The 14,818-nt window shown below is 71.2% G+C and carries 10 protein-coding genes, 1 pseudogene and 2 CRISPR repeat arrays (1 of these 13 only partly in view); of the genes and pseudogenes, 1 reads left to right on the forward strand and 10 read right to left on the reverse strand.

Annotated features, from left to right (window positions below; all coding sequences use genetic code 11):
• Positions 1–628: direct repeats of the CRISPR family, unit length 29 nt; unit sequence GGGACCAACCCCGCGGGCGCGGGGAGCAG; it begins 1,658 nt to the left of the window's first position.
• A 91-nt stretch (positions 629–719) separates the two neighbouring features.
• The 8 genes from cas2e to cas3 are packed head-to-tail and all read right to left on the reverse strand — an operon-like array spanning position 720 to position 9,861.
• Positions 720–1,070 carry a type I-E CRISPR-associated endoribonuclease Cas2e gene (gene cas2e / locus DDJ31_RS13305; RefSeq protein ID WP_127180060.1) on the reverse strand — a complete coding sequence of 117 codons (351 nt, stop codon included), beginning with the start codon at positions 1,068–1,070 and terminating at the stop codon, positions 720–722.
• Positions 1,067–2,017 (reverse strand): type I-E CRISPR-associated endonuclease Cas1e, encoded by a 951-nt coding sequence (gene cas1e, locus DDJ31_RS13310; protein ID WP_127180059.1) that lies wholly within the window; start codon positions 2,015–2,017, stop codon positions 1,067–1,069. The genes cas2e and cas1e overlap by 4 nt, the downstream gene beginning before the upstream one ends.
• The gene (gene cas6e, locus DDJ31_RS13315; RefSeq protein WP_127180058.1) at positions 2,014–2,802 is read right to left on the reverse strand and encodes a type I-E CRISPR-associated protein Cas6/Cse3/CasE; all 789 of its coding nucleotides are present in this window, start codon (positions 2,800–2,802) and stop codon (positions 2,014–2,016) included. The genes cas1e and cas6e overlap by 4 nt, the downstream gene beginning before the upstream one ends.
• A complete protein-coding gene (gene cas5e, locus DDJ31_RS13320) occupies positions 2,802–3,530 on the reverse strand; it encodes a type I-E CRISPR-associated protein Cas5/CasD (RefSeq protein ID WP_127180057.1) in 729 nt (242 codons plus the stop codon). Before cas5e ends, cas6e begins: the two co-directional genes overlap by 1 nt.
• Entirely contained in the window at positions 3,527–4,720 is a 1,194-nt protein-coding gene (gene cas7e / locus DDJ31_RS13325; protein ID WP_127180056.1) for a type I-E CRISPR-associated protein Cas7/Cse4/CasC, read from the reverse strand. Before cas7e ends, cas5e begins: the two co-directional genes overlap by 4 nt.
• Positions 4,717–5,397, reverse strand: a complete 681-nt coding sequence (gene casB, locus DDJ31_RS13330) for a type I-E CRISPR-associated protein Cse2/CasB (protein WP_127180055.1) — start codon at positions 5,395–5,397, stop codon at positions 4,717–4,719. The genes cas7e and casB overlap by 4 nt, the downstream gene beginning before the upstream one ends.
• The gene (casA, locus tag DDJ31_RS13335; RefSeq protein WP_127182824.1) at positions 5,397–7,067 is read right to left on the reverse strand and encodes a type I-E CRISPR-associated protein Cse1/CasA; all 1,671 of its coding nucleotides are present in this window, start codon (positions 7,065–7,067) and stop codon (positions 5,397–5,399) included. The genes casB and casA overlap by 1 nt, the downstream gene beginning before the upstream one ends.
• Positions 7,060–9,861, reverse strand: coding sequence for a CRISPR-associated helicase Cas3' (cas3, locus tag DDJ31_RS13340; RefSeq protein WP_240678226.1), 2,802 nt, complete (start codon positions 9,859–9,861; stop codon positions 7,060–7,062). The genes casA and cas3 overlap by 8 nt, the downstream gene beginning before the upstream one ends.
• Positions 9,862–10,201: 340 nt before the next feature.
• Positions 10,202–12,182: direct repeats of the CRISPR family, unit length 29 nt; unit sequence CTGCTCCCCGCACCCGCGGGGTTGATCCC.
• 177 nt (positions 12,183–12,359) lie between these two features.
• Here cas3 and DDJ31_RS13345 point away from each other — a divergent pair.
• Complete coding sequence (locus DDJ31_RS13345) at positions 12,360–12,914, forward strand: hypothetical protein (RefSeq protein WP_240678225.1); 555 nt, start codon at positions 12,360–12,362, stop codon at positions 12,912–12,914.
• Between the two features lie 9 nt (positions 12,915–12,923).
• Here DDJ31_RS13345 and DDJ31_RS13350 read toward each other — a convergent pair.
• Positions 12,924–14,144 (reverse strand): annotated as a pseudogene (locus DDJ31_RS13350) (transposase); the annotation flags it as partial.
• Positions 14,145–14,384: 240 nt separating this feature from the next.
• The gene (locus tag DDJ31_RS13355; protein WP_127180053.1) at positions 14,385–14,750 is read right to left on the reverse strand and encodes a MerR family transcriptional regulator; all 366 of its coding nucleotides are present in this window, start codon (positions 14,748–14,750) and stop codon (positions 14,385–14,387) included.
• Positions 14,751–14,818: the final 68 nt, after the last annotated feature.

Below are 14,818 nucleotides of genomic sequence, written 5' to 3' on the forward strand. Positions count from 1 at the left end.
CGCGGGCGCGGGGAGCAGAACAACATGCAGGCCCGATCACTCCCGATCAGGGGACCAACCCCGCGGGCGCGGGGAGCAGGGCTCGACTGGCTGGGCCAGCCCCTCGCCGAGGGGACCAACCCCGCGGGCGCGGGGAGCAGACCACGGACGGCGCGACCAGCCTGGTCTGGGAGGGACCAACCCCGCGGGCGCGGGGAGCAGCTTGCTGATCTCGTCGGCTGCCGCGCCCCAGGGGGACCAACCCCGCGGGCGCGGGGAGCAGGCCTACGCGACGACCTAGGCCGTCTGCTCGCGGGGACCAACCCCGCGGGCGCGGGGAGCAGGGTTCGGGCGCGGGCAGGTCGGGGGCTTCGACGGGACCAACCCCGCGGGCGCGGGGAGCAGGGCTGCGACGCGTTCGTTCAGGCGATGCAGGTGGGACCAACCCCGCGGGCGCGGGGAGCAGCACGGGTTGAGCTCCTTCGACATGTCGTACTCGGGACCAACCCCGCGGGCGCGGGGAGCAGCGTTCGGCAGCTTCGGCCACCATGCCCGCGGAAGGACCAACCCCGCGGGCGCGGGGAGCAGAGCTCGACGCGGCCACGGCCGTCGGCAGGGCCGGGACCAACCCCGCGGGCGCGGGGAGCAGACTGCGTGACCTGCGGCTTTAGCCGGGGGCGCGGGGCTTCTCTGCAACTTTCACAAATTCCGGCGAATGGTTCATAAAGCCCATGTGAGGATCAAGATCCGCCGTAGCGGCGACGTTTGGAGGCTTTGCTCCAGCCTTTTGACGGCTTTTCCGTGGGGGTGGGGTTGCTCGGGGCGGGGCGGTGGATGAGGGCGGCGCCTTCGTGGTCGATGGGGTGCCAGGTGTGGTCATGGGTGCGGAAAGTGAATCCTTGTTCGTTGTTGGTGGTGTGGGCGAGGAGGGCACGGCCTTGGCCCGCGTACTGGCGGACTTCGTCCCAGAGTGCGTCGCGGATGCGGGCGGATGGGTTGCCGATGAAGACACCTGCGGAGATTTCGAGGAGCCAGCGGGTGAGGAACCCTCGCAGGCCCGCAGGGCAGTTGGTGAGGACGATGACGGTCACCAGAGGTCGTCCGGGCCGTCGTGGTTGATGCCCGCGGGGATGTGGTGGCCGTGGTCGCTCTGGAGCGTGACGACGTCCGGGTCGTGATCCGAGGGTGTGGTGGTGTGCGGCAGCACAAGCGCTTTGATGTCGTCGACGCACCGGTCGAGGAGTGAGGTCTCGTTGATGCGGTCGCGCAGGGCGCGACGGGTGCGGGAGGCGATGTCCTCGTCGCTGCCGGCGGCAGTGTCGAAGGCGACGGGGATGCCGATCTCGGTCTTGTAGAGGTCGGCGATGTCGAGGACGAACGACAGTTCGTGACCGGAGTGGACGAACCCGAGGGCTGGGCTGCAGCCCAGTGAGGTGACCACCGCGTGGGCGATGCCGTACATGCACTGTGCGGCCGCGGTGATGGCCTGGTTGACGGTGTCGCCGCCGGCGAAGTCGCCGGGGGTGTAGCGGCGGCCCCGCCAGGTGATGCCGGTGCGGGCGGACTGGGCGTGGTAGCACTCCTTGACCCGTTTGCCTTCGCGGCCGAGGAGTTCGCGGCGGCTGAGGCCGGCCGGGTCTTCGTCGGGGAAGCGCAGCCGGTACATCTCGCGGGCGACGGTGAGGCGTGTGCGGGGGTTGGCCCACTGGAGGGCCTGGGCCTCCATGAGGGCGGAGGAGCGGGTCAGGGCGCGGCCGGAGGCGTAGTAGCGCACTGCGTGTTCGCCGGTCCAGACGACGGCGGCCCCAGTCTCGCCGAGGACGCTCATGGCCTGGTGGGTGATGCGGGTGCCGGGGCCGAGGAGGAGGGTGCCGATGGTCGCGGAGGGGATGTGGGTGGTGCCTTCGGCGTCCTGGGCGGTGATCGCGTTGGCGTCGCGGTGGACGGTGCAGCGCTCGAGGTAGATGAAGGAGAGGCGATCCCCGGTGCGGGTGAGGTGGCGGGGGGTGAGCGCCGCGCGCTGCGAGACCGTGCTCACCGGGCTTCCTGCCGGGCGGGCTTCGGGGCGGGGGCGAGGGTGAGCAGGCCGCAGCCGTAGGCGCGGGCGCGTCCGATCCCGTGGGTGAGGGTGCGGCGCAGGAGATCGGGGTCGGTGATCTCCAGACGGCCTTCGAAGGTGGCGGTCACGAGGGTGACGCGGCTGCGGTTGCCGCCGCCTGGGCGGGACTTGCTGAAGGACAGGGAGCGTGTGTCGTTGAGGGACAGTTCGTAGCGGTCGCCGTGGTGGGGGTGGCCTTTGTGAGTGGTTCCCCCGGGCAGGGTCCGGCGTCCGGCCGGTTTTTCCGCGATGCGGAAACCGGCTCGCTTCTGGCGTTCTTCGTCCAGCAGCCAGCCCATCTGGTGGCGGTGTGTGAGGTGGGCGGTGAGTTTGCGGGGCTCACCTTCCTTGCGGCGGATGGTGTGCACGGGGTTGGCGGTGAGGCGGAAGGCCCAGTGCTGTCCGGCGGTGAGGCGGTCGAGGAAGGGCTGGTAGGGGCGGGTCTGCCAGCCCGGGTCGTCGGGGGTGGCCACGGCGGGCCAGCCGGCCTGTTCGACGAGGTGGGTGAGGTCGGGGCGGTCGGGGCTGACGAGGTAGAGGATCACCTCGGCCCGGGCCCGTTCGTCCAGCCTCCACAGCGTCCGGGGCGCGTCGGCAGCGGGCGCGGTGGTGGGCAGGACGCCGGGGAAGGACGACATGACGGCCGCGTGCATGGCCTGCGGGGAGGACAGCAGACGGCGGGAGCCGTGGCGTGCGGTGTTGAGGCGGAAGCGGGTGAGGAACATCAGAGGTCGTCGTCCTCCGAGAAGGCGTCGAACGGGTCGTGGTGGGCGGATTCCCGCGGTGGACGCACGCGGTCGGTGACCACGCTGCGCAGGGCGTGGCGGCGCTGGGCGGGAGAGTAGCTGAGCGGCTGGTCACACAGGGTGTCGGCGGGGGTGTCCTCGCCGGGCTGCTTCTCCCGCAGCACCGTCAACTGCCCGGTCTCCGGATGATGATGGCGTCTGCGGTACCAGGGGGATGCCTGCCAGGCAACGGTGCGCAGGACGTCCTCCAGGACGGCGTCCCGGTGGAGGCCGAGGTCGACTCGGGTGGCGGGCGGGCAGGAGCGGCGGCCGAGGAAGGGCGGGTAGACCGGGCTGCGCAGTGCGGCATCGAGGCGTTCGAGGAGGGCATGGTCGCCTTCGACGGCCGCGACGAAGACGGCGTCGGCGAGGTAGAAGCGCTCGGTCAGCGGCATGGTCTTGCCGGTGACGGGGTGCATCGCCTTGTGGAAGTCGCGGATGCGGGTGCCGGGCTGGTCGATCCGGACCCCGAAGCGCAGGGCCGCCAGCACCGCGAGGGCCGCATCGTCGTCGCGGGCGATACCGGCCGCGGCGGCCAGCAGGCCGATGACGCCGCTCTTGGTGGGGGCGGACTCGGTGGTGCGCCGGCTGAAACGGGAGGCGGCCCCCCACGCTTGCAGGGGGCCTGCCAGGAGAAGCGCCAGCACGGACGTCGGGCTCGTGCTCATGCGGGCTTGTCCAGCCGGTCCGCGACCGCCTGGCCGACGGCGGTGACGAGCGCGCCCAGGCTGTCGGCCTCGGTGCCCAGACCGGCCAGCTTCTGGGTGTTGGGGCCGACACGAAGAACCCAGGTGGGTGCCGCGTCGCCTTCTCCGTAGGCGCGTTCGATGTCAGGGACGTAGGCGGCGAGCCGCTCGCACGCCTCACGGACGTGGCCGCTGCTCTCGGAGCGGACCGGGTCCTCGAAGGCGGACACGAAACTCACCGGCCTGCTGGTGCGGAGGGTGACGATGACGGCGTCGGGCAGGGTGTGGTGACCGAACGTGTTGATCTTCCCGGTGGGCAGGGAGGAGATGAAGCTGTGCACGAACGCCTCGACGGCCCGCCGGACGGGCTCGGTGCGCGGTTCGTCCTCGCGCAGCCCCTGGCCGAGGTTGGCGCTGAGCTGGTGGATACCGAGGGCCGCGTACCGGTAGAGGGTGGCGGAGTTGAAGTCGACGGTGCCGATCATGCCCGCGCCGGTCTCCTCGTCCCGGTTCTCGTCGTCGACGGCCGTGAAGTAGTCCGCCTCCGTCTCCGCGCGGTGCACGCTGATGGCATGCGCGACCTGGACCGCCGCATCCACACCGATGTCGGCGACGTCCGCGACCATACGGCCGAACAGGGCGATGTCCACGGAGTGACGGCTGTCCGCGATCTCCTTGGCGCGCGCCTTGTTCTTCTTGTCCCTGAAGAAGCCGGCGATGTCACCGGCGCCCTCGACGGCGAGGCGGGCCAGGCCATCAAGCTGACGGGCGCTCAGGAACACCAGGTACTTGGCTTCCGGCGCGGGCTCCGGCTCACCGTCCTTGGCCTGGTCGGCCTTGCGCTTGGGAACCTCGGTCTTCAGACCGGTGGCCTGGACCGTCTGGTCCGCGATCCGCAGCGCCTCCGCCCCGGCCAGGGAAGTGTCGAGGCCGTGGATGCGGTCGGCGAGGAGCTCGACGATCTTCTTCGTCCGCACCCCCAACTCGGATTCGTCGAGGAGGTGCTGGTCACGGAAGTAGGTGCGGATCGCCCGCTTCCACGCCTGGCTGGAGACCCGGGCGCGTGGCGTCCCGCCGTAGACGGCGGTCTTCGGGGCACCGGTGTCGTCCCGGTTGAGGTTGCTGGGCGGGACGGTCTGCAGAGCGTGCAGGTCGAGGAAGAAGCGGTTCACGAAGCGTCCTTGAGGTCCGGGCCGGTACCCGCGGGCGGGGTGGCCATGTCGTCGGCGGAAAGGTTCACGCTCGGGCGGCTGGAGAAGGAACGGCCCCATTCCAGCCGCACCCCGTCCCCTCCCCCGGGCCACTGCCAGGCGTAGAGCTGCCCCGCCAGCAGGGCATAGTCGAGCGGGATGTCCTCCCGGCGCAGCAGTGCGACGATCTCGCGCAGCCGCTGCCCCAGCGCAACGATGTCGGGCGCGGTCCCGGCCCGCACGAGCCGCTTCCGCACGGGCTCGTCGATCTTGTCGGGCGTCATCAGCCGCCGCACCGCAGCACCCAGCCCACCGGGTTTCTCGGGCGTATGACGGCGGTGCATGGGCGTGCCCCTGGACTGCTGGTGCAACGCCCAGAGAGTGAGCGCCGTGTAGAGGGCGCTCTCGCCCCGCACCGCCTCGCGCTCGCTCAGCGCCCGTTGCCCGTCACCACTGAAGTGCAGCGGCTGAGGATCGACAAGACCCCACAGATCGGGCATCTGCGCGGCATCCCGGCCCGCGCCACGACGCAGCCGCGCCAGAGCCGCGACATCGGCGGAACGGTCCTCGAGGTAGCCCTTCTGCCAGACAGAGATCCGCAATGCGGTCAGGTCGGCGACCCGCGTACGCACAGCCTTCGCAGCCGCAGTGGTGGTCATCAAGTCATCTCCGGGTCGTCGGTGGCGGCAGCCGGCCCGGTACCCCCGGCCGCGTCGCCCAGAACACGTGTGAGGCGGGCACGGAACCACAGCTCCGCGAGCCCCGCGGTGAGCCAGACCGGCCCCTTCTTCCCGGCGACCGTGCGTCCCTGCCAGGCCGCAGCGCCCGCCGACCTGACGAGATCCCCACAGACCCGGAAGGCGAGAGCGCGCACTTCGTCCTTCCACACGTCACGCCGGGCGAACGGGTCGTCAGCTTCGGCGAGGACGGCCAGCCACTGCCGGTAAGGCTCTTCGAGAAGATCGAACCCGGTGCGCTGCGCCCCGTCACGCGGGCCCTCCGTGGCACGGCCCGCCGCACGCGCCAGGTCAGCGGCGAGATCACCGAGAGCACGCACCACCAGCTCGGCATCCTCCGCAGCGGCGACGGCCTGCCGTGCGTAGGACCGCTCCTGACGGTGCAGCAGGACAACCGGCATCAGGAGCCGGTCATCGACGATGTCATCGATCACGGACTGCTGCGTCCCGTAGACGGCACCCACCACACGGGCCCGCACGAGGAAGCCACGCGGCAGATGGCCCTCCGTGACCAGCAGGGCCACCCACTCCAGCACCCCCGGACGCAGAAACGCGGCGGCCTCCGCCCCCTGCACAGCCTCGGTACGGTCGGCGACCAGGGAGGCAATGCCCCGCCACACGGCGCGCGCCGGATCATGCTCCCGCGGCAGATACACCGGATACTGCCCGAGCTTCTTCTCCTGGGCAGGACTGCGCCGCCACGCTGTCAGGGGCTCCCAGTCGTGCTTGTTACGAGAGGCAAGGGGGTCGCCGTAGCCGAGGACCACACCCGTGACAGCGTCCCCGTCGTGGTGGAGACGGATACGCCGGGACTGCCACGTGTACAGGTCGCACGGTCCGCTCGGGGCGCGCTCGGCACCGCCGGCCAAACTCGGCGCACGCCGCCACGCAGGCCGGTCGTCCCCACCCCCCTCAAGGCGGCCGTCAGCGGCGACGAGGTTCAGCAGCAGCGTCTCACGCAGTGACTCCCCCTCGACGAAGACGCCGCCCAGGCCGCCCGCCCAGCCGGTGCCCAGCGGATACACCTTGCCGCCCCTGACCCTCTCGTCCCCGACCATGCCGGACTTGATACCCGAGGTGTCGTAGGCGTGCGCGTGCACCACCCAGCGGGCCGCCTCCCCGAACGGGAGCCGCTCCACGGTGGGCATCCGCGCAGAGAGGAACGGCTCACCGGTCGGCACGTCGGCCACGATCCGGTTGAGGGAGAACACCTCCTCCTTCGCCGTGCGCAGGCCGGCGGTCTGGAAGAACGGCATCTCGGGGTGCAGAAGATCGAAGCGCTCACGGTGCGTGTCCAGGTATTCCTGCACAGGCGCCAGGCAGTCAGGGTCGTCCCACAGCCCGGCCCAGTCATCGCTGTCACGGGGACCGCCGAGCGCGTCGCGGGTGATGGCCAGCAGCAGGCGCGTCAGCGCGAATTCCTGAGTGGGAAGATCCCCCCAGCAACGCCGCAGACGGTGAGCGCGGGCGAAGACCTCCCGCAGGGACAGCTCCTCATGCGATCCGTCCTGGCCCACCACACCGATCCACGGGCAGGCGGTCAGGTCGAACGACCCGCCGCTGCCCGCCCTCACCGGCACCGTGTCAGGCATCGTCGTCACGGGTCACCTCCAGGCCGTCGGCGGGGCTGTAGCGGAGCGAGAAGCCTGCCAGACGGGTCTGACAACGCGCGTCCAGCACGAGAATCAGCTGGCCGGCCAGCCACGGGCAGTCCTTGCCCTGCCAGGCCGGCAGATACAGCTCTTCCAGTTCCCCGATGGCCCGGTCCATGGTCGCGGCGTAGGAGAACTGCATCGGCAGCCGCAGCCCGCAACTCGCCGCCGTCCGGGCCGTGAACGGAGCCGGCGCCTGGTCCTGCGGCAGTTCCAGCCCGGCCCTTGGACGGCCCTTCCGGTCCGGTTCCAGCCAGGAGAGGGTGGCGAGGCTGCCGTCCTCGCGCCGCTGCACGACGACGACCTCCAGGCTCTGCCGGCTGTCGCGGACCTGCGCCTTGCCCGCCCGGCTGTCGTCAGCGTCCCCGACACCCGCCGCGACCCAGCCGGACAAGGACTTCCCGGGGCGCCCCACCTCCCCGAGACGGAACACCGAGGCCCGCTCACCCTGATCGGCCCGCAAAGCGTCGAATCCCGCCCTGGCCTCCTCCAGCGCCGCACCCCAGGACGACGGGCCCACCGGTGTGGAGCCGTAGGCCGCCCGCACCAGTGTGCTGATGTCCGGGGGCAGCCGCACCGGACGCGCCGCGCCCTCCAGGTGGGGCAGCAGCACGGCAGCCGACCGCAGCAGCAGGTACCTCCCGTACACGGCGACCGATCCGCGCACCGGAACAGGAACGTCCCGCACGGTCCTGCCCCAGTCGGCGCCCGTGAGCAGACAGCGGGCCCGCCGCAGCCGCTCGGGCCGCTCGCTCTGGCCGGCCCCGCGCGGGTGGCGGTGCAGCCGGCCCATGCGCTGGAGAAGGAGGTCCACCGGACACAGGTCGCTGACCAGGAGATCGAAATCGACGTCCAGAGACTGCTCCGCGACCTGGCTGGCGACCACGATGTGCCGCCGTCCGGGCCTCCCCTCGGCCTTCCCCGGCGGCCCGAACCGCCGCAGCAGATCACTGTCCTTCAGAGCACGGTCCACGTCCACGAACGACGAGTGCGCCACGGTCACCGCGTCGTCCCCGAACCGCTCGCGCAGCACGCGGGCCGTCTCAAGCACACGCTTGACCGTGTTGCGCACCACCAGAACGCACCCGCCGCCGCCCGTCTCCTGCGCCAGGCGTTCGGCGAGGACCTCCATGCCGTCGTCGAGGCACTCCAGTTCGACGGTCGTGGAACGCCCCGACGCGGCCGGCCGCCGGACCAGCAATTCCCCCGACGGCGTGACGGCACTCAGCAGCGGATACCCCGCCTCCCGCGCGACATCGACAGCCCCCGCCCCCGCCGGGCCGCCCGCGTACGCGTCCAGCAGCTCCCGCCGGCGGACCGGCGGCAGCGTCGCGGACAGGACAACCACCGGCACCCGGTAAGCACCGAGCCACGACAGGACACGATCGAGATACACACCCATGTAGGTGTCGTAGGCATGGGCCTCATCGATGACAACGACCTTCCCGGCGACCGCCAGATGACGCAGCGCCAGATGCCGGCTCTTGAGCCCGGCGAACAGCAGCTGATCGATCGTGCCCGCGACGAAGGAAGCCAGCATCGCCTTCTTCCGGCCCCGCAGCCACGCGTGCGCCACCAGCTCCGCCCCCGCCCCCGAAGGCCGTTCCCCGCCGCCCGTCTCGTCGATACCGACGGACATGAGGCGGCCCGAACGGGCCACCAGGTCGCTGAAGTCATCGTTCAGGGCGGCCTTCGAATGCGCCAGATACACCGACCGACGCGAACCCTCCACACCCCTGAGCCCGTCCAGCCACTCGAGCAGACGGGGAAACATCGCGTTCCCCGTCGCCATCGTGGGCAGCGCGAAAAACACCCCGCCCGCTCCCGAACGCGCAGCGAACACCTCCGCGGCGGCCAGCGCGGCCTCCGTCTTCCCCTCCCCCATCGGAGCCTCGACGATGAGCATCCCCGGCACCCGCATCTCCCGCGCGACTTCCAGCGCGGCCTCCTGCACCGGACGCACCACCGCACCCCCGGGCAGCCGGAACCGCGAGGCGAACACCTCCTGCGCACCTCCCTCGGGCTCCTGCGCCTGCCACGGGCCCGGCAGGTCCAGCCCCCGCCACGCGGCGGCCACCCGCTCGTCACCCGAAACGGACACCGCATCAGGGAAGTAGGGGAACAGATCGGGATTGCTCGCGATCCAGTCCGCCACGACGACCAGCGCCGACACCAGCACCTGCACCGTCTGCGGCAGCCGCACCGCACCCCACTCCCCGAGCCGGCCCCCGACACCGAAAACCCCCGCACAGGCATCCAGCAACTCGGCCTGCACCTCGGCCCAGAGCCGCCCACTTCCACCGGGAGCGCGCAGCAACTCCTCACGGTCATAGAGCGCTTTGATCTGCCCGGGCTCGGGCGGCACACCGTGATGCCCGCCGACCACCACCGTGAACTGCCCGGTCCGCGCACCCGACCACCCGTAGCGGTCCTGAAGCCACTCCCCGAGCAGCACCTGCCCGGCCAGGCCATGCGGAGCGATCCGGCGATCCGGCCCCATCGACTTCACCGACCGCATCTGCAGACCCTGCCCCCGCATCACATCCGCGAGCGGCTCCACCTGGCACGCGAACGCCGGAGTCGCCTTGCCGATGTCATGCACACCAGCCAGCCACACCACCAGGGCACGCGCATCCGCCTCCCCCTGCGGCAACTCCCCGGCGATCAGCCTGCGCACACTGAGAGGAAGCCACCGGTCCCACAACAGACCCGCGACGGCAGCGGCGTCCTCCATGTGCCGCCACAACGGCAGCCACCCGTCCCCGTCACGGTCATGCTTCGCCCACACCGAACGAGCCGGTCCCCCCAACCGCTCCAGAAGCCCGGAACGGACAACCCCCCCTGCGTTCATGGCCAATTGATACACGCGCCCGACGACATGACGCGCCGAATTCCCCGAAGTCGGTCACACCAGGCCGCAGAGGGCGGCTCACGCTGTAAAGTGCCACCTTTGCTTGCCGCTCGAGCGCGGACCCAACAGAGCCCTGGAAAAGTCAAATATGTCTCTTTTGCCGGAATCTTTACAAGTAGCAGAAACAAGGCTGCCACACCAGTAAACCCGCTGGTCAAGGAGACTGCTCCCCGCACCCGCGGGGTTGATCCCTCCTACTGGCACGCGGGGCCGCGTATGCCAAGCTGCTCCCCGCACCCGCGGGGTTGATCCCCCGCCCAATACTGCGAGGAGTACCGCTCCCGCCTGCTCCCCGCACCCGCGGGGTTGATCCCCGGAGCACTCCACTTCGACGAACTCGAACTCACTGCTCCCCGCACCCGCGGGGTTGATCCCATCGGCAGCAGATCCACGCCAGCCGGGATTGCCTGCTCCCCGCACCCGCGGGGTTGATCCCCGCCCGCGTGCCGTAGGTCGGGGAGTTCGACGCTGCTCCCCGCACCCGCGGGGTTGATCCCCTGTCCCAGCCGGACGTGTGCGGACGCTCGGGCTGCTCCCCGCACCCGCGGGGTTGATCCCCCCGCCGCCTGGGGCAACAAGCGCAAGGGGTACTGCTCCCCGCACCCGCGGGGTTGATCCCGGCACCGACGGGAACTCCCGCTTCTACGGGGTCTGCTCCCCGCACCCGCGGGGTTGATCCCAGTGGGCCGATCTGTGTCATCGACCCCCTGTTCTGCTCCCCGCACCCGCGGGGTTGATCCCTGGAGGGAGAACTCCAGCACCGTCGCCGTCAGCTGCTCCCCGCACCCGCGGGGTTGATCCCTTGCCCGACTCCGAGCGCTCCACCTCCCGCATCTGCTCCCCGCACCCGCGGGGTTGATCCCGGGAAGACCCTCGACGTCGGGAGCGAGAAGGGCTGCTCCCCGCACCCGCGGGGTTGATCCCCAGATAGCCACTGATCAGCCCCCATGCATGAGCTGCTCCCCGCACCCGCGGGGTTGATCCCGCCCCGCCGCTGCGCGCCTTCCCGTGGTTCATCTGCTCCCCGCACCCGCGGGGTTGATCCCTCCCTCCTCGAGCACGCCCGCGCCGCGGCTGCCTGCTCCCCGCACCCGCGGGGTTGATCCCGTGGCCCTACGCGAGGCCGAACGCAACGGCATCTGCTCCCCGCACCCGCGGGGTTGATCCCGACATCCCAGCCTCGCCGGTGCCGCCCTCGCCCTGCTCCCCGCACCCGCGGGGTTGATCCCGGCCGGAGACGATCGCACCCAGCAGGGTGGCGCTGCTCCCCGCACCCGCGGGGTTGATCCCGGCCCGAACCGCACGCCGACGCGGAACCCGGGCTGCTCCCCGCACCCGCGGGGTTGATCCCCCGCACGCGCGAATTCCTGTTCCACGGCGCTCCTGCTCCCCGCACCCGCGGGGTTGATCCCGCCTCGACGCCTGTGTGGCCGGCATCGAGCTGCTGCTCCCCGCACCCGCGGGGTTGATCCCCACAAGGGTCCCGCCCGTCTCGTCAGACTCAACTGCTCCCCGCACCCGCGGGGTTGATCCCGACCCGCTGCCGCCTCGCCCGGACCTGCCCGGCTGCTCCCCGCACCCGCGGGGTTGATCCCGGCATGGTCGGCGGACATGCGGCAGCACTCGCCTGCTCCCCGCACCCGCGGGGTTGATCCCAGGCCCGACAGGCGGCGCTCGGTGTCGGGGGACTGCTCCCCGCACCCGCGGGGTTGATCCCACCTCGACCGCCGTGCGGCGGCCGGTGAGCTGCTGCTCCCCGCACCCGCGGGGTTGATCCCGGCCGCTCGGTGAACCACATTGCGTGGAAGTGCTGCTCCCCGCACCCGCGGGGTTGATCCCGGCGGCGCACCTCTGGCACTTTTGACCGAGGGCTGCTCCCCGCACCCGCGGGGTTGATCCCGCGCTGTCCCGGGAGCGCTGGCCCTCGGACGCCTGCTCCCCGCACCCGCGGGGTTGATCCCGTCGACCCGGGGCGACACAGGCAGTACCGCGCCTGCTCCCCGCACCCGCGGGGTTGATCCCGGACCGTTGTCAGCGCCAAGAAAGCCGGGGGGCTGCTCCCCGCACCCGCGGGGTTGATCCCAGGTCCGGGGCCACGCCGGAGTTGCGCGAGTCCTGCTCCCCGCACCCGCGGGGTTGAGCTTGTCGTTTAACGTCCGGCTTCGAACAAGCGGGCCCCGTAATGGCAGGCTGTGGTCGTGAGGATCGCGAGAGACGACCAGCCAAGGCCGCTGTCGACATGCTGGCTCTGCTGGATCGCCGTACCGACCGGGGAACAAGCGGGAGTCATTGCGTCCCTGGGTCTCACCCGGCCCGTACCCGTGACGTTCGCCGAGGCCGTGGCTGTCATCGACGAGGACGGCCACGGAGAGGCCGAGGACAATCCGGACGGACTGGCCCGGGTGTACGTGAGCCCCGAGCTCGAGGGATGGACTCTGGTGATCGGCCCGTGGTGCGATCCGTGCAACACCGACAGAAGTGACGAGGTCCTGCGCCTGTGCGTCGACCTCAGCTCCCGCTACGGAGGGGCGCAGGCGTACTACTTCGGTACACAGAACGACGGCTCGGCCTGGCTGATCGCAGAGCACGGGGTGGTGGTGCGGCGCTACTGCGAGACCGGCCAGGTCGACGACGGACTCCTCACACTGGGGGAACCGCTTGTGCAGGAACGGGCGGAGCGGGAGCGGATGGGTCTGCCGCCCGTCTGGGAGGAGAGCGCGCGCAACGGTGATGCCGAGGAGGAGTGGAAGTGGCGTGCCTTCGACATGGCCGACGAGATCGCCTCGGCCCTGGGCCTCAATCCGCTCACGCTGACTGAGTCGATGCGCGTGCACGGCGTCGGTGTTCTTGCGGAGACACCTGCTCCAGTGCGCTGAGCGTTGAGTTCAGCATTTCGCCGCGGTCCTTCTCGGTTTGGTGCCCTTCTCGTGGTGGGCAGGGCGGGCGTACGCCTCGCCGGTGGCCAGGACTCTGCCCACCTCGTAGCGGGCGGCGGGCCGCTGGTTCTTCGATCCCAGAGGCCGGCCGGGCCCGGGGCGGGTGGGTTTCGGCGCCCGCGCTGGCGAGGGGGCCTTCGTGTGGAGGTTCCGGAACCCGCGTCGGACGCGGGCGGGGGTGAGCTTGTTCGGTTCCGCCGGCTCCTCCCAGGAGTGGCGGAGGTCGGCGACGAGCGGGCGGGCGAGGCGGAGCTAGGTGTGGGCGGCGATCACCAGCCAGGTCCAGCGGTCGGCCGCCGCCGAGTCGCGCAGGCCCGGACGCGTCCAGCCGAGCGTCTGCTTGAGCAGGCGGAACGTGTGCTCCAGGTCGAACCTCCGCAGGAACGACTGCCAGCAGCGGTCCACGTCGTTCGGGGCGGCGCCGGTGCGCGACCAGACCGGCCGGTTCACCCCGCCGCTGGGCAGCTCCTCGACGGCCAGCCGGATCACCGTGCCTTCGAGGAGCGGCAACTCGCCGTCGTGGTCCAGCCAGGCCTCACGGCGGGTCAGGCGCGGGTGGAGGCGGTCCCAGACCCGGGCGATGGCCGTGCCGTAGCGGCGGGTGGAGGTGGTGGTGACCGCTTGCTCATCACCCCAGGAGGCGGGGTCGCCGAAGACGAACTCGCCACCGTGCTTGGGCGGCCGACCGCCCACCGGGTTCGCCGCCGCGAACTCCGCGCGGCTGGGCGCCGGACGGCGCATCACCCGGTCCGCGCAGAGCCGGCCAAGGATCTGCACCGGCAGGTCGCCGAGCAGGTGGGCGATCCGCGAGGCGTCGTAGCCGGCGCCCATCACCACCAGCACCTCCGGATCGCCCGCCGTCCACTGCCCAGCGCCGATCAACCGGGCTACCACGTAGAGGAGTTGGGCGGCGGTGACAGCCGCGACGTCGGCGCCGGGCTCCGGCCGCACCGCGTCGAGCACCGCCGTCCACGATGTCCGGCCGGTCTCCAGCGCGACGACGAACGAGTACGGCCAGCCCGGGATCATCTGGTGCTTGGCGTCGCCGCGGCCGAAGGTGTGGCAGAACGAGCGGTCCGGGCAGGTCCCGGCGTCCGGCCGCAGCCACGGCGAGACGTCCACCGCCAGCACCAGGCGGCCGTCCGCAGCGCGGGGCAGCGGCAGGCCGGCCGAGGGGGTCCAGGCGTTCGTCTTCGCTCAGCGCGGCTCGTCGGGTGGCCTTCATCGCAGGTATGGAGAGCGAGCGTCGGCAATGGCGGCTCTGAATGGCCCAGTTGAGGAAGCCCTCAAGCAGTTGCGGCTGTGCTCGCTGTTCTCGGTCCACCAGGCGTCGACGTCGATCTGGCCGCAGGATCCGAGGGTGCCGTTCCGCTCCCCGAGCCACTGGAGGAAGGCGGTCGCCCCCCTGCTTCAGGACGGACTTCCTGTTCCGTCCTGATTCCGCGCCTCGGTTATGCAGTCGTGCAGCCGGTTGCGCACGTCCCGCAGGACCGTCATCTGCCGGTCGAGGCGGTCGCGTTCGGCCGCGAGCAGCTCCAGCAGTTCCGGTGACGCCGCCTCACCGGAGTCGGCGAACGGCAGCACCTCGCGGATGGTTCTGCTGGGCAAGCCCACAGAGTAGAGCTGTTGGATAAGCCTGACCCGTTCGACGGCACCGGGCGGATACTGGCGCTGGCCGCCCTGATTCCGGGTGGAGTGCAGCAAGTCCTGCTGCTCGTAGTAGCGCAGCGCCCTGACGCTGACGCCCGCCTTCGCGGCGACCTCTCCGATCCGCATCCCGGCCTCCTGACTCGACTCCACGTCTCGCTTGCACCTGACGTTGGCGTCAGGTTTTAGCGTAGCGG

The organism is Streptomyces griseoviridis (assembly GCF_005222485.1).
GTDB lineage: Bacteria > Actinomycetota > Actinomycetes > Streptomycetales > Streptomycetaceae > Streptomyces > Streptomyces hintoniae.

What these genes read in the sequence shown, in the direction of transcription:
- casB (WP_127180055.1), bottom strand. Translation starts at nt 5,397, where the DNA reads ATGACCACCACTGCGGCTGCGAAGGCTGTGCGTACGCGGGTCGCCGAC.
- cas5e (WP_127180057.1), bottom strand. Translation starts at nt 3,530, where the DNA reads ATGAGCACGAGCCCGACGTCCGTGCTGGCGCTTCTCCTGGCAGGCCCC.
- DDJ31_RS13355 (WP_127180053.1), bottom strand. Translation starts at nt 14,750, where the DNA reads ATGCGGATCGGAGAGGTCGCCGCGAAGGCGGGCGTCAGCGTCAGGGCG.
- casA (WP_127182824.1), bottom strand. Translation starts at nt 7,067, where the DNA reads ATGCCTGACACGGTGCCGGTGAGGGCGGGCAGCGGCGGGTCGTTCGAC.
- cas6e (WP_127180058.1), bottom strand. Translation starts at nt 2,802, where the DNA reads ATGTTCCTCACCCGCTTCCGCCTCAACACCGCACGCCACGGCTCCCGC.
- cas3 (WP_240678226.1), bottom strand. Translation starts at nt 9,861, where the DNA reads ATGGAGGACGCCGCTGCCGTCGCGGGTCTGTTGTGGGACCGGTGGCTT.